This is a genomic window from Gimesia alba (assembly GCF_007744675.1).
GTDB lineage: Bacteria > Planctomycetota > Planctomycetia > Planctomycetales > Planctomycetaceae > Gimesia > Gimesia alba.
The window spans coordinates 925,149-939,273 of record NZ_CP036269.1; the positions used below are offsets into that span (position 1 = coordinate 925,149).

At 53.5% G+C, this 14,125-nt stretch carries 13 protein-coding genes; 6 read left to right on the plus strand and 7 right to left on the minus strand.

The window, feature by feature from the left end; all coding sequences use genetic code 11:
• Positions 1 to 74 precede the first annotated feature (74 nt).
• Positions 75 to 1,061 carry a YHYH protein gene (locus Pan241w_RS03500; protein ID WP_232107346.1) on the minus strand — a complete coding sequence of 329 codons (987 nt, stop codon included), beginning with the start codon at positions 1,059 to 1,061 and terminating at the stop codon, positions 75 to 77.
• Between the two features lie 276 nt (positions 1,062 to 1,337).
• Here Pan241w_RS03500 and Pan241w_RS03505 point away from each other — a divergent pair, with 276 nt between their 5' ends.
• On the plus strand, positions 1,338 to 3,932 hold the full coding sequence (locus tag Pan241w_RS03505; protein WP_145211025.1) for a carboxylesterase family protein: 2,595 nt from the start codon (positions 1,338 to 1,340) through the stop codon (positions 3,930 to 3,932).
• Here Pan241w_RS03505 and Pan241w_RS03510 read toward each other — a convergent pair whose 3' ends face one another.
• From Pan241w_RS03510 to Pan241w_RS03535, 6 genes are all read right to left on the minus strand, one after another.
• Positions 3,933 to 5,558 (minus strand): proton-conducting transporter membrane subunit, encoded by a 1,626-nt coding sequence (locus Pan241w_RS03510; RefSeq protein ID WP_145211028.1) that lies wholly within the window; start codon positions 5,556 to 5,558, stop codon positions 3,933 to 3,935.
• Between the two features lie 64 nt (positions 5,559 to 5,622).
• Positions 5,623 to 7,509 carry a NuoL/Nad5 family protein gene (locus tag Pan241w_RS03515; RefSeq protein WP_145211030.1) on the minus strand — a complete coding sequence of 629 codons (1,887 nt, stop codon included), beginning with the start codon at positions 7,507 to 7,509 and terminating at the stop codon, positions 5,623 to 5,625.
• A complete protein-coding gene (locus Pan241w_RS03520; RefSeq protein WP_198000307.1) occupies positions 7,502 to 7,834 on the minus strand; it encodes an NADH-quinone oxidoreductase subunit K in 333 nt (110 codons plus the stop codon). The genes Pan241w_RS03515 and Pan241w_RS03520 overlap by 8 nt, the downstream gene beginning before the upstream one ends.
• A complete protein-coding gene (locus Pan241w_RS03525; protein WP_145211036.1) occupies positions 7,831 to 8,631 on the minus strand; it encodes a hypothetical protein in 801 nt (266 codons plus the stop codon). The genes Pan241w_RS03520 and Pan241w_RS03525 overlap by 4 nt, the downstream gene beginning before the upstream one ends.
• Positions 8,632 to 8,662: 31 nt before the next feature.
• Positions 8,663 to 9,664 (minus strand): hypothetical protein, encoded by a 1,002-nt coding sequence (locus Pan241w_RS03530; protein ID WP_145211038.1) that lies wholly within the window; start codon positions 9,662 to 9,664, stop codon positions 8,663 to 8,665.
• Positions 9,664 to 10,107 (minus strand): hypothetical protein, encoded by a 444-nt coding sequence (locus tag Pan241w_RS03535; RefSeq protein ID WP_145211041.1) that lies wholly within the window; start codon positions 10,105 to 10,107, stop codon positions 9,664 to 9,666. The genes Pan241w_RS03530 and Pan241w_RS03535 overlap by 1 nt, the downstream gene beginning before the upstream one ends.
• Positions 10,108 to 10,242: 135 nt before the next feature.
• Between Pan241w_RS03535 and Pan241w_RS03540 the strand changes: the two genes are divergently transcribed.
• The 5 genes from Pan241w_RS03540 to Pan241w_RS03560 all read left to right on the plus strand — a co-directional run bounded on the left by Pan241w_RS03540 (position 10,243) and on the right by Pan241w_RS03560 (position 14,052).
• Positions 10,243 to 10,518 (plus strand): TfoX/Sxy family protein, encoded by a 276-nt coding sequence (locus Pan241w_RS03540; protein WP_198000308.1) that lies wholly within the window; start codon positions 10,243 to 10,245, stop codon positions 10,516 to 10,518.
• Positions 10,519 to 10,527: 9 nt separating this feature from the next.
• Positions 10,528 to 10,911 carry a gamma-glutamylcyclotransferase family protein gene (locus Pan241w_RS03545; protein WP_145211044.1) on the plus strand — a complete coding sequence of 128 codons (384 nt, stop codon included), beginning with the start codon at positions 10,528 to 10,530 and terminating at the stop codon, positions 10,909 to 10,911.
• Positions 10,912 to 11,199: 288 nt separating this feature from the next.
• Positions 11,200 to 11,676 carry a DUF1569 domain-containing protein gene (locus Pan241w_RS03550; protein ID WP_145211047.1) on the plus strand — a complete coding sequence of 159 codons (477 nt, stop codon included), beginning with the start codon at positions 11,200 to 11,202 and terminating at the stop codon, positions 11,674 to 11,676.
• Positions 11,677 to 11,793: 117 nt separating this feature from the next.
• A complete protein-coding gene (locus tag Pan241w_RS03555; protein WP_145211051.1) occupies positions 11,794 to 13,464 on the plus strand; it encodes an FAD-dependent oxidoreductase in 1,671 nt (556 codons plus the stop codon).
• Positions 13,465 to 13,662: 198 nt separating this feature from the next.
• On the plus strand, positions 13,663 to 14,052 hold the full coding sequence (locus Pan241w_RS03560) for a hypothetical protein (RefSeq protein ID WP_145211054.1): 390 nt from the start codon (positions 13,663 to 13,665) through the stop codon (positions 14,050 to 14,052).
• Positions 14,053 to 14,125: the final 73 nt, after the last annotated feature.

Sequence of the window (14,125 nt, forward strand, 5' to 3'; positions counted from 1 at the left end):
AGAATAGTCGCAGGCGCTTCCTGACCGAGAGGGATTCGGATGACATACGCCGCTCTGTCAAATCCTCCTCCTTGTTATTGACTACGGCCGAAACCACCTCGCTGTCTACTTTGTCCTGGTGGACCAAAACCGCCGCGTCCGGGGCCACGCCCCCCCGGTCTAGGACCACGTCTCTGGAAACTGCTGTCGGGAGTTCCGCGAAAATAGCGGGGAATAAACGGAAACTCTTCGATAATGTAATAATGGTAAATGCCATCGGGATATTCAGGTGTCACACCGAATCGGCCGTTGCATTCATCCAGATCGCCGGCACCTTCCACGTACTCGTAATCGGCCACGAAGGTGCCGTCGTATTTTCCGCGAGGACCATTCGGGCGAGTCCCTTTTTTGATTCGATAGCTGGATTTCATTTTTCGTACTTCACTTGAAGCATCTTTCGCATCCGTGTAGCCATACTGCCCATAGATCGGAAATCCGTCTGCGGCGACGCCGATCAGTGTCACCGCTTTGCTTTTATTCAAATTCGAAATCAGACCAGTCGGTAAGCCGTGATAGTGGTAACTGCCCGTGGGTTGAACATGCGCATTACTCTGATCGAGTCCCAGATTGATCTTTCCGGACTTGGCTTCATAGTTCCAGCCGGAGCGACGATCGCGGTTCCAGAACTCCGCTGTCTCTGCATCGAACACGACCCCGTTGATCGCAATGCCAAACGGTGAATGAGAATTGGCGGTGGTGTTGCGGGCTATTTTCGGTTCAGCGGGAACCCGGAACTGGTAACGCTGCGGCCGGATGGTATTCGGATTATTTCGATTCGGAAATCGCCCCGGTTGATGATCGGGAATCCCGTTCGAACTGATATAGCGATAACCGTCTTTCACGGTAATCTGTATCTGACTCTTTGGCAGAGGGCCGGAAGAGGGAGGACCAAATCCCGGCGGGGGAAATGCCGACAGTGGTGCAGCACTCCCACACAGAACGAGAGAACAGAGTGTCAGCAGTCGAATTTTCAAAGCAGCCTCACAATCTGTTGTTGGTTTGATCCCGTCAAAAAAATTCACAAATTCTTCGTATCTAAGTTCATAACGAGTCAGAGAGCAGAGATTCCACCGGGTTTTTGACGTTTTTTAAAAAAATGATCCCAGGTGTCGTGTTCACGTCGCGTCTAAGATCGCCAGTGGAAACCCGCGTTCTGTTGACAGTCAGGCTGTGCCGAACAAAAATCGACGTAATGGATAGTCTGTCGGCTCAAAAACGAACGACACGGGTTTCTCTCACTCACGGATTGAACCACTCCCCTGAATTGATTCTGCGGAATCTGGAAACGGATTGTATTGATGCAAACGACACGAATTCGATCGATGTTTGCGTACCGGTTTTCTTTGCTTTTACTCACTCTGGCGTTTCTGGGAATCACCACAACCCTCCCGGCGCAAACGAAGCCGACCCAGACCGGATTTGTGAACGCCGTTTATAAGGACGCGGCCGGCGAACATCGCTATGTGGTCTTTGTTCCCAAGAACTATTCACCCGAAAAAAAATATCCCGTGATTCTGTTTCTCCACGGTGCGGGCGAACGGGGCAACGATGGTCTCAAGCAGACCCAGGTCGGTTTAGGCCCGATCGTCAAACAGCAGGCTTCAACGTTTCCCTTTCTTGTCGTCTTCCCTCAGGCAGAAAACATGAAAGAGAGCTTGCTCGGCGGCTGGCTGGCCAACACCGATGACTCGAAACGGGCACTGAAAATTCTTGATACCGTGATGAAAGATTACTCGGTCGACAGCAAGCAGCAGATCTTAACCGGCTGGTCGATGGGGGGCTACGGCGCCTGGAGTCTGGCGGCGGCAGATCCACTTCGCTGGTCGGCAGTCGCTCCGATCGCGGGCGGCGGAAAAACCGATTGGGCGGCGAAGCTCAAAGAAGTGCCAATCTGGGCCTTTCATGGCGCCAATGATCGTGCGATTCTTCCCGCAGAATCAGAGAAAATGATCAACGCAGTGAAACAGGCGGGCGGCACACCCCGTTTTACCGAAGTACCCGACGTCGGTCACGATGTCTGGAAGGTCGCTTATTCCAAGCCTCTGTTTGACTGGATGCAGCACCCCGGTCGCGCCATGGATCATTCCGCGCCGCTTCTGGTCAAACCCGATCTGAAACTGCCAGCCGAGGCTGATACCAACAGTCCGTTCGTGCCTGCCCTGGTGATCGATAACGCCGTTTCAGTGCGTTTGGGAAATCGGTTCCTGCAGTCACTGGCCGATGCGGTTCCCAGTATGGTTCCCGCAGATATGCTGGAAGGGTCAATCAACGACATTTACGACTATACCGTCGCGCAAGGCCGTGGCTTCGATGTGCAATTCACGGGGATCTCATATAAAGGCGAACTGGCCCGCGCGGCCGTCGAAGCTTATGCAGCCGACACTCTGAATATTCAACTCGGCATTAAGAATGTCGATCTCTATATCAGTAGCACCTATGTCACCGGTAATCGGCATTCCGCTGTTGCGGGACCGATTTCCGTCAGCGTCGGTCACCAGAAACCGGTTTGGCTCAGTTTTGATGTGAAACCGTATATCAAAGATAATCAACTCAAACTCCGGCTCATACGCACACGATTCAACATTCCGCAGGATAACTGGTATGTCTCCGGTCCCGCCGGTGTTTCCACACGCGGCATCGGCATGACTTCAGAAAAAGTATCCAGCGGCCTCGTCGATGGCATCTACGGCAGTAAGGGACGCATCGAAGCAGAAGTGAAGGCGATCGTGCCCGGCCTTGTGGAAGAACTGGAAAAACAACTCAACTTCGACGAAGCCAGTCAGGTCGTCAATGCCATCTGGCCGTTACCCGTGTATCAACCGCGGATGAAACTTGCGCCGCGAGAAGTCGTCACGGACAAAAAAGGCGTTTCAATCAGCTTCGGCCTCAGTGTTGCCGCTCTGGAGCCTGATAAGTTTGACGGCAAAGTCAAACGACTGAATTCGCTGGGCAGATCGGTCAACGACATTCCTAAAGTGATCGACCTTCAGGTCGGCGTCGCGCCCAGCATGCTCAAACCGTTAACCGAGATGCTGGTCGAAGCCGATGTCGCCCGCATTCCCGTTCAGGATGTCCCCGGCCACTCGTTCGCGCCACTGGCAGATTCCAAAACACTGCAGCAGGTCTTTCCCGATCTGAAACAGTACGGCGATGACGTCAAAATCTGGTCGGAACTTGTCTTAACCAAACCGATTCAGGTCGAAGATGCCAGCCAACCAAAAAAAACAAACGGAGATCTCTTCCGATTTGAGGTGCCTCAAGCAGCCATTTCGATGGCCATCAAAAAATCGGCTGCCAATAAAGACTGGATTCCTTACGCCGAGTATTCACTCTCGGTTAGTCAGGATGTCGAACCGCAAATTGTTGACCGCACCTATTCCAAGCGTGCCTTGCGCTTGAACTGGGAAGGGGGCTCACACATCGGCGGCTTAGCTCGCTTTGCACCCGAGTACAAACCGCAGGATGCCAAAATCAACCAGCAAAAATTCCAGGCTCTGGTGCAGTCCGCCTGGGATGGCTGGACAAAGCAGGGCCCCGCGTCCGTTGCCGAGATCCCCGATATCGAACTCGGTTTTGGCCTGTACCGCGTCAACAAAGTCAACTGGTCCACTCCGCAGTTACTGGCGACGTTTACGGTGCCCGAGTTGAAGATTACCAATAATACGAAAATCGATATGGAGTACGAACTGAAAAGTCCTTACAGCGATTGGGGCGGCCCTTACACGTTGAAGCCGGGTGAATCGCACGCCTTCGATGCGGCAACTCCGCTGATTTACCGACGCAAGGTAAATAACCGCCTGCAGGTTTACACCTTAGCCGCCGGTTCCCATTATGAATTCGATCCGCAGAATGGCGATCAGAGTGGCACCCTGTTTGAAGCCGCCGACAATTGATCAATTTTCCGCGGGTTCTTCAGTCACGCTCTCGCTGACCGAGATCAGCGGGAGCAGCGTCTGTTCCAGCAGCGTGGCGGGTGCGATGCCGAGCACGACAATCAGCAACACCACAGGGCTGAACGCAAGCCAGGTGAGTCCGATATATTCGTGCGAACGAACCGGCGTTGCACTGGCTATAGGTAGTTCCGTTGGGAGATCCGTTTTCATCAACCGCCAGAAACTGCGAATCAGCACCAGGTTAAACAGCAGGCTTCCCAACAGAAAACTCAACGCGAGCAGAACGCCCTGATTGGCGAGACTCCACAGCAATGCGAATCCCGTCGTAAATCCTCCCAGTCCCGGCACACCCAGCAACGTCAATAAAGACAGGCCGGCGATTCCCATGAACAGCTTGTGAGTGCGTTTCTGTTTTTCTAAAGCAATCAAAGGCAGTACCAGAAACAGCAGGCAGCATGCCAGCCCCTGAATCAGATTCCATGACAGGTATTGGGAAACTGCTGTCGAATCGGCGGCAAATAAGATCGTCAACACCAGCGAAGTCTGCCCGATCAGAAACCAGACCACAATCCCAAGCAGATCTTTTCTCAAACTGGCAATCAGTGCCGCGACCAGAAAACCGAAACTTCCCCACAACGTCAGCAGCGAAGACAGGCTGGCACCCACCGTAAACGTTAACGGAACCAGAAAGCGAACCATTCCGTAAATGCTGACCTTGGTGATCAATGTCAGCAGTACCAGATACCAGCCGATTCCCTCGGGCGCGGAACCCGCTTGGGCAGGCAGCAACTTCAACCACTGCGTCAACTGATAGTGTATTGGAAACAAGGCGCCTTTGATGACAAAACCCGACAGCAACATCAGAAAAATCCAGGGAGACACAGTGCTCCAATACGCTTGGGCAACTGGGTAGAGCGAAACATCGCTGACTGTTCCCTGCAGGATCGATTCAAACTGCAGCGTCAGAGGTTGCGGCCCTTCCAACAGCACGCCCTGCATCCAGGTATGTCCGGTCGCCGCCAGTATCAGGCCTCCCATGATCAGGCCGTCTCCCAGAAATTGCAGATACATCGTACTCTCAAAAACGGAACGCGAACGGCTGCCGCTGGCCAGTCGAATCAGGCACAGCAGACAAAACGTCGTCAGCATCAGGAACGTAAGAAAGCTGAGCAAATCGAAAGAGACAAACAGCCCCGCCAGCAGCGCCTGTAACAACATTAATAGAAAATAGTGTTGTTGCGAGACGTCCGTCATCCGATGAATCAACAGTGTCAGCACAGGCCACAAGCAGGTTGGCAGCAGTAGAAACCAGACAGCCGTCGCATCCAGGGCCCATTTGATAACCCGCTCGTTCCGTTCCTCCGCTGTCGCCGTTTCGGCAGCAGGAAGTTTGAGCGTGACGGAAATTGCCCGGGTTGGGCGGTTGTCTTCGTCGTCCTGCAGGAAAGGAGAGAACATCACCGCAGCCAGGATCAGACAGGAAACTAGCGAATTGGAAAACGCGGTCCAGCGAGTAAACTCCAGCCCCAGCCGCGACGCACCCCACCCAAAGCACGCACCGATGACTGGCATGACAACCAGTAATACAGGCGACAGGGGAATGATGGCATTCAGGAATGAGTTCATGAGTGGCTCGAAGCAATCACATTGAAGGGACTGGAATCAAAAGACGGGAAACAGGAAACGACGTTTAGATCTGCAACACCATCAGCACGAAAATTAAAATGGAAAGCGTGAACAGCAAAACCAGCGTCTGAAAGGCAACCTGGCCGTTCTGCATCTGTTTCAACAGTTGGCCCCAGTAATTTGGTAGCGTCTCCAGAGAAAATCGACTGCCCAGTGCCAGAATCCATTCATCCAACAGAGAGACGAATTTCGCACAAAATTGCAGGGGGTGAATCAACGTCCGGTTCAACAACGTGAGCGAATAATAGTGCGACTGTCCTAATTGAATCAGTGCCGGCTCCGGGGATGCATCGGGTTTGCGGCGATCTGTTTTCGACGCCGTCATCCAGGCCAGAACTAGCGCCACCAGCGGCATCACACAAAACAGACTGCAGAACAACCAGTCACGATCAAAGGGATTCTCGCTGTCGCCCGTCATCAACGCCGGCCAGAGTTGCGGGAAAAACGGCAGCCGCACATAAACGGAAACACTCGTCAAACAAATCAAAACCGTGATGCCCCACAGCGGCAGCACAGGAAAATTCGCGCGACTGTCGGCTGATTTGGATCTGGCATTGAGGAAAAAATAAAACCGGGCCAGGCCAAAGACATAGCCGGCGAGAATCAACAGCATCAGCCAGACCATCAACTCCGACCGCAAATTCTGTGCGGCGGCTCGGGCCGCGATCAGGGGGTTCAACATCGTACCCAGGCCAGCGACGGACGCGGTCAGTAACAGCAGCACGCAGACTTGAATCGAACCCATCGATTGCGGAGGCAGCGTTCCCTCCTGCAGCCGATGCTGAATGGGGATCAGCACGGCAAACAGACTGGTCTGCAGCAGCACCAGCGCCAGAATCAGATGCAGCGAAGAACCGCGACTCATGCCCAGAATGGCAACCGTCATGCCCGCCATCGTCGCAGAGAGCCAATACAACACGCGGTCTCGCTGCTGACCGCGCGTGAGACTGATCGCGGAGAACAGCGTCAGGAACGCAGACAGGGTTCCCAGCTGCAGCAGCAGACGCTGGTTGGCTTGAATCGCGAAAAAATAGGGAGCCGTACGCAGTAGCAAAAACAGACCTGCGGGAAGTGAGAGCAGACTGAGTGCTGCTAAAGAGGATGAATTCCAGGGCGTTTTACGGCAGACAATCAGTGCGGACGCCGGAAACAGATTCAGGCGAGGCAGGGCGGCAAGAAAGAGTGCCGCCCCGATTCCGGGCAAAGCGACCCGGTTTTGTGTGTACGCTGCCTGAATCGCATCCGGCTGCAGACAGGTCAGGAAATTCAACGATTTAAAGTTGACGCTGATTAAAAAAATCGCCAGCAGCAGCATCGCGTCAGAGAACGCATTCCAGCCCCACCAGTGTCGGTGTGGTGCTTCCGGTGAACTCTCGTCGGGCAGATTCAGTTCATGCAGCAGATTCATGCTCATCGACAACATCAGCCAGAACAGGAATAACTGCAAAAAATTGGTCGCCAGTACGATGCCCGCTGTTGCGAAGAAGCAGAGTAAATACAGCAGTGAAGTAAACTGCCGGCGGGATCGGGGAGCAGGCAGCACTGAGAAGGAATGGTCGAGCAGCAGATAAAACAGGGATGCCAGCGAGATCAACAGGAAAAACGCAAGACTCAGCGGGTCAAACAAGACACCAATCGAGAGCCGGCTTTCCTCTCCGCTTCCCAATGAGAGCCAGTCAATCAACGTCCGTGAATAAGATTGACTCTGAAGCCGGGAACGGAAAAAAAAGACGGACGTGACCGCAACCATTGTGGTCAGTACGACACCAATCAGTGCAGGCCAGTGTGGACGGCCTTTTAAGATTCGGAATCCCACCAGCGCAGCCACCAGCACCATCACGAAGGGCGTAATCAGACTCAGTTGAAGTAACAGCGTGATCGTTTTATCCACGCGCGTTCGTTCCTTCCCGCGGTTCCGGTTCGACCTGCTCCTGTTTCAAATATCGTCGGGCATGAAAAATCAGAGCGGCCAGAGTACACAGCAGCGTGATCACGATTAACGCCACAATCAGGAAATAGAAGTTCCCCTTCTGCGAACTCTGAAACTGTCCATAAGCGGCAAACACCAGACCGGCGCCCTGCAGCCAGAGTAACAGCGAAAACAGGGTCGCCAGACGATTGCGTTGTAGCAACATGCCCAGAAAACCGAGCACGATCAGCGTCACCGCGATCAGTAGATAGTTATGCAGCAGGGGGGCAGATTGCGAAAGGATCATGGTTGTACTCCCCATTCATCTGAATGTGTGAAATCCACTTTACGCTGCTCCGCCGTCAGGCGCGTGATGCCTATAAATGCAACAGCAACAAAAATCAGCAGTAAATTAAACAACAGAGAATGTGCGGTTAAAAACTGTTGTACCAGCGTCAGGTCTTCGACGTGCGCCGCCGGTTCCGTCTCCGCTGTCGGTTGATCCGTGATTGACCCCCATTCCCGATGCACCACCCAGAGGCAGCAGCAGAGCAATAGCCCACATGCCAGACAGGACAGAAACGGCTCGCGAAAAGGGCCTTCGTCGCTCGAATCGTCCACGTGTGCGTCCGGCGTGAAAATACCGCGATACAGAAACAGCAGTACCATTCCTCCTAGAATCATCCAGCAGAGCAGCACCAGCGGCAGCAGCTCTGCCTGCAGCAATAACAGCCCGCTGGTCAGAAACGAAATCGTGGCCGCGGTGAGTGACCATTTCAAATCGGACGACAACACTGCCGCCGCGCCAAAACCGAGTACGATGAATGCCGTCGCAAACTGGCTAATCAGAACGAACAGCTCCTGGACGCGACTTCCGGTTTCTTCAGACAGCGGCCGGCCAAACCAGAAAAATAACACCGCCAGCGCGAACAACGACAACGCCGGCCAGCCCCCGCGCATTTTGCGTGGATTGTCTGCCGTTGAATGCGAATCCACATTCAGATAACCATAGATGCCGGTCATCATCAGCAGTACCAGCACTGCCAGCGTCAGAAACAGCAGGTTATCCGCAGTGCCCGGCAGGTAAAAGGTGAGGTCGTTCATGCCACGTTTGATTTCTGATGAGAGTTAAAAATTAATCCGAAGCCGTCGGCGTCGATCTGAGCGGATATTTCGGCACGATAAATCCGGCCCAGATTGCCAGCAGACTGAAGTTCATTAACACATGCATTAAATGATCCGACATCCCCAGTATATGAAAGGCAAGAAACGATGCAGTTACCGCGATCAAAGCCAGCCAGAGTAACATTTGCCAGAGTTGTGTCGGGTCGAGGCTTCGTCGCCGCAAAAATGTTTTTAGTCGCAACGTCATCCAGATCAAAACCGGGATCAACACCACCTGCATCACTGCCCCTCCGATGTCCAGAGGCATATTCACTGTCTCGCTTGACGCAAAGCAACTGCGACCCCCGATCAGTGAGACAATCAGCAGCACGCCGGTCAGCATTCGCAATTCACGAATCCAGTTCTGAACGGGGCTCACGCGATGAGTGGGACAGGCATTGATCAACAGATAAGGGCCCAGCAAAGCCAGTATAAACGCCAGACAACCCAGCGGCTGCAACACGAACAGCCACATGGACGTGACCGCGCCGTGCGCAGCTTGCGGAGAATCAACGGGCAGATAAGCGGCAATCGCGGCCCACGCCAGTAACAGCGGCAGCCAGAAAAAACTGTTGAGTAACAACGCCGCCGAAGAACTCTGTCGTCCTTCCGTCAACGCCAGACTGATTTCGCCGGAAACCTGCAGCAAGGCGATCAGTCCCAAGAGTATCAATGGCGCAAACGAGCCAGACACGAGGAAAGCACCGGCAGGCAAACGGGAATGAAAGGGTGAAAGCAAAGTCGCCAACTGAGGAATGAGGCCGATCGACAGCAGACAACAGCAGAGCGAAAACAACAGCAGTCCACGCTGAGATCGCTTTTGCGGGTGACGTTGTCCCCAGGCAATACGCTGCATTGAATCGAGCAGACGCGTTTTCAGATTCCGTGGTTCGTCCGTAAAAGCGGATTCTGCCAGGATGAGTGAAGCGAATAGCAACACAGCCAACAGTATCAACGACATCGCGATCAGCATCAGGACAGCTCCTCTGTCTCTGGGGGCCGTTCCGTCAATCCGGCATCGTTGAGATCAACCACCGGAAAATCAGGCAGCGAAGAGTCGATGGTTTCCACAGTCGGCCTGGGAAACGACAACATGCCCGAGCAGACCGCCATACCCCAGATCAAAACCAGCATCCCCGCCAGAGTGCCTGTCACGGGATGACGCCAGGACGCTGTTTGCATGCTGATCCCCAGCACCAGCAGCAGCGTCGGCACGACGATTAACGCCGCCGTGAAATTCCAGTGCAGTTTACGTGCTGTATCAGGAAGCGAATCCGCGGCGTTCGTTGCTTCAGGCTCACGGATCATCGATTCCGGTTCAGAGTCAGTCCGAAAGCCGACTTTGATCCCAAACCATACCAGCAGTGCGCAGCAGACCGCGATCAGAAGATAAATCAGAAAGGCAGACCATTCCATGGCGGACTTTCAAAGGAGTGAGTGTGTATAATGTCATGTCAGGGTTGGCATACCACATCAGAGCAAATTTTAAGTGAATTCGCTTCTGCTGCGAAGTGTCTACATGCCTGCAAATCTTTCAATTGAGGAAAAGTAATGGCCGCTGATGCTTTACAGGATTCTATTCCGATAGAAAAATTACGAAATCTGGGACCGAAGAGCGCTCACTGGCTGGAACAGGCCGGAATTCGGACCTGCGGTGATCTCAAGCAGACTGGTGCCGTTGCCGCTTATCTGATGGTCAAGCAGCAACAGCCGCGGTGCAGTCTGAATTTGCTCTATGCATTACAGGGGGCACTGACCGGTGTTCACTGGAATCAACTGACTGAGAAAACCAGACAACAACTCAGGGCAGAAGCCCATAGTGAGTAGAAACAAAAGATGATGTCCCCGGAACCCCGCACGCTGATTTTTGTCTATGGAACCTTAAAACGCGGCTTCTGTCGTTCCCATCACCTGGCAGATCAGATTTTTCTCGAAACAGCACACACGATTCCCGGTTACACGATGTACGATTGCGGCGACTATCCCGGCCTTGTGATTGATCCCGGAAATGGAGTCAGCATTCAAGGAGAATTGTGGAGCGTCGACGGAGCGGGTATCGCACGTCTCGATGAAGTCGAAGGCGTCTCCGAAAACTGGTTTTCGCGCCAGAAAATCGAACTGCAGCATCCTGCCGTTTCGGAAACGGTACACGCCTATTACTTTGCAGGCGACGTCACACGCTTGCCCGTTTACGGCGACAATTGGATCAAAGAAACATAAAACTCAGATTGAGAGGGTTGTTATTCCAGATCCGGATTCCAAAAATAAACCATCATCCTTTCATGGACAATGTCGATCCCGCGGGCCCGCTGGAAGTAGCACATGGCGAGAGAGAATGCGAGCAATTTCAAAATACCGGAACGAAGCAAGCCATTGTAGGGGCTAGTCTATGTGCCAGCCCGCCGAACGACGTGCAATCCTAAAATACTCTTGGAATGGAACCGGAAATAAACGAAGTTCCTTAACTTACAAGATCTGATCAAACCCGAATCGAAAAGGGAACAATCCATGTCTGCACAAACTGCCGCCAGAAGAAGCCTGTCGTACGCGTCTTTACAGGAAATCGTTGACGACGCCACACGGTTGACCGCGTCTGACGCACCCACAACCGGTGGCTGGTCTAAAGGGCAGATCTTCGAACATCTGGCCCGCTTGATGGATCGTTCGCTCGATGGCTTTGACTTCAAGATTGCCTGGCCGATCAGAATGATTGGAATCTATTATTTTAAGCACCGTATCTTCAAGCACGGCATGTCTCCCGGTTTTCAATTAAAAGGGGCAACAAAAGAGGCATTAGCGCCCAATCCGCTCGAAGATCAGTCCGGCCTGGAACATTTAAAAAAATCCATCCAGCGTCTTGAAACGGAAAGCCAGCGCTATCCCAGCCCCGTCTTTGGTGAATTAACCCGCGATGAATGGGACCTGCTGCACCGCCGACACGCGGAACTGCACATGAGTTTCATTGCCGAACCGGAAACACCTTGATCGAAAAGACATCTCCGATTGGGAATGCCTGTCAGTAGTCGAACGAATCAAACCTTCCTATAATGCCGCTCTGAATGTCAGAGCTGATTGTTCCGAGACCAACAGGAAAGGCGTGAGATGTCAGACACAGAGGCCATGAAAGTCATCATCGTGGGCGGCGTCGCCGGCGGCGCGAGTGCCGCAGCACGGGCTCGACGCTGTCACGAAGCAGCCGAGATCATTCTGTTCGAGAAAGACGAATACGTCTCGTTTGCCAACTGTGGTCTGCCCTATTATATCGGCGAGGAAATTGCCGAACGCAACAAGCTGCTCGTCGCGACTCCCGAACTCTTCAAAAATCGCTTCAACATTGATGTCCGCACCCGACATCTGGTGCAGTCGATCAATCAGGAACAGAAAACGGTCTCGGTCCTCAACCAGAAAACGGGGGCACTATCGGAAGAAAGCTGGGATCGCCTGATTCTCTCGATGGGCGCTGCACCGCTGGTTCCGCCACTTCCCGGCATTGACGCCGGCAATGTCTTCACGCTCCGCAACCTGAATGACGCCGACACGATTAAGGAATATATCAAACAGCACAATTGCCAGCGCGCAGTGGTCGTCGGTGCCGGCTTTATCGGCCTGGAAATGGTCGAACAGCTGCACTGCCTGCAGATTGAAACCGAACTGGTCGAACTGCAGCCACAGGTCCTGCCTCCTCTGGATCCCGAAATGGCGCGGCTCGTTCAGAATGAACTAACCGCGCACGACGTCAAAGTGCACCTCGGCACCGCCGTCGAAGCCGTGAACGTGGAAGACTCCAAGGCGGTCGGCGTCGAACTTGGCAATGGAACTTCCATCACAGCTGACATCGTGATTCTGGGAATCGGCGTGGCCCCCGCCATCGAGCTGGCGAAAGCAGCCGGTATTGAGATCGGCAACTGTGGCGGTATTGCCGTCAACGAATTCATGCAGACCTCGCACTCCCATATCTATGCGGTCGGCGATGCCGTCGAATACACGCACGGCGTTCTGGAACAGCCACAGCGCATCCCCCTCGCCGGTCCCGCGAATCGCGCGGGCCGTATTTCCGGACAGCACGCCGTCACTGACAGTGCGCATGCGATGATCGCACCGATGGGAACCGCCATCGTCCGCGTCTTTGGTCTGACCGCGGCAGTCACGGGTCTCAGTAAAAAAACAGCCGAACGATCCCAGCGCAAAAACCGCTCGGTGATTGTCATCCCCAAACATCATGCCGGCTATTTCCCGGGCGCCGAATCTCTGTTTTTCAAATTGACCTACGACCCGGAAACCGGGCAGATCTTAGGCGCCCAGGCTGTCGGCAAAGAGGGCGTCGATAAACGCATCGATGTCATTGCCACCGCCTTAAAATTCAAAGGGACCATCCGTGACCTCGCCGGCCTCGATCTGGCTTACGCGCCCCCCTTCGGTTCTGCCAAAGACCCGATCCACATGGCCGCCTTCGTTGCCGGCAATGATCTGGATCAGTTGACCAGCATCATCGAAGTCGACGCCGACCTCTCCGGCTATCAGATTCTCGATGTCCGCTCTCAAAAGGAAGTCGATACCTTCCGCTTCCCCGAGATCACACACATCCCCGTCGACGAACTCCGCGGTCGCCTGCACGAACTGGACGCCTCCCAGCCGCTCATCACCGTCTGCCATACCGGACTACGTGCTTACGTCGCCGCCCGCATTCTGAAACAGTCCGGTTTCGAAAACGTCCAGAACCTCACCGGCGGCATGCTCATGCAACGCCACGCCCGCCCGGAAATGTTCGAGTAAAAACACCAGTGTTACAGCCTCCGTGTGCCACTGTCGGCTCGCCCGACAGTGCGCGAGAAACCATCCGAATGATCGTCTCGATACTAGCCACCGGTTGCTGATTTCTGTTATGAACGGTGATAGTCGAACTGAATCAAATTCAGTCTGTATGTCGCTACTGAAAAGAAATCGTCAAAAACGGAATGAAAGTATCAATCAATGAACCAGTCATTCGTTTTGGGATTTGTGGCAGGAGTGGTCGTGATGATCAGTTTGTCTTTCCTGTTTCGCATTTTTCTTCCGTGGCGTCGTGCCTTATTGTGCCACTCTCATGTCAGCATCCTGAATATCATTGCGATCCGTTTGCGCGGGCATTCACCAGAATTGCTGATAGACACCCTGGTGAGATTAAGGATGAAAGACAGAGATGTCGAGATACAGCAGATCGAACGCTGTTATATTAAGAACAGACAAACTTATCTGGATGCTTCCACGCTTGCCGCACTGGTAGAACAGGAGATAGAGAGGGAACAAGCACGAAAGAGGGAACAAGAAAGAGAGAGGGAGCTGTTGGCTGACCCAACAGTCCTTGATCAACCGTCCGAATGATCGTCTCGATACTCCAAAAACGAGCGGCATGGCGCTAGGTAGGGTTTCTTAATTCGAACGGGCCTTACCAAAG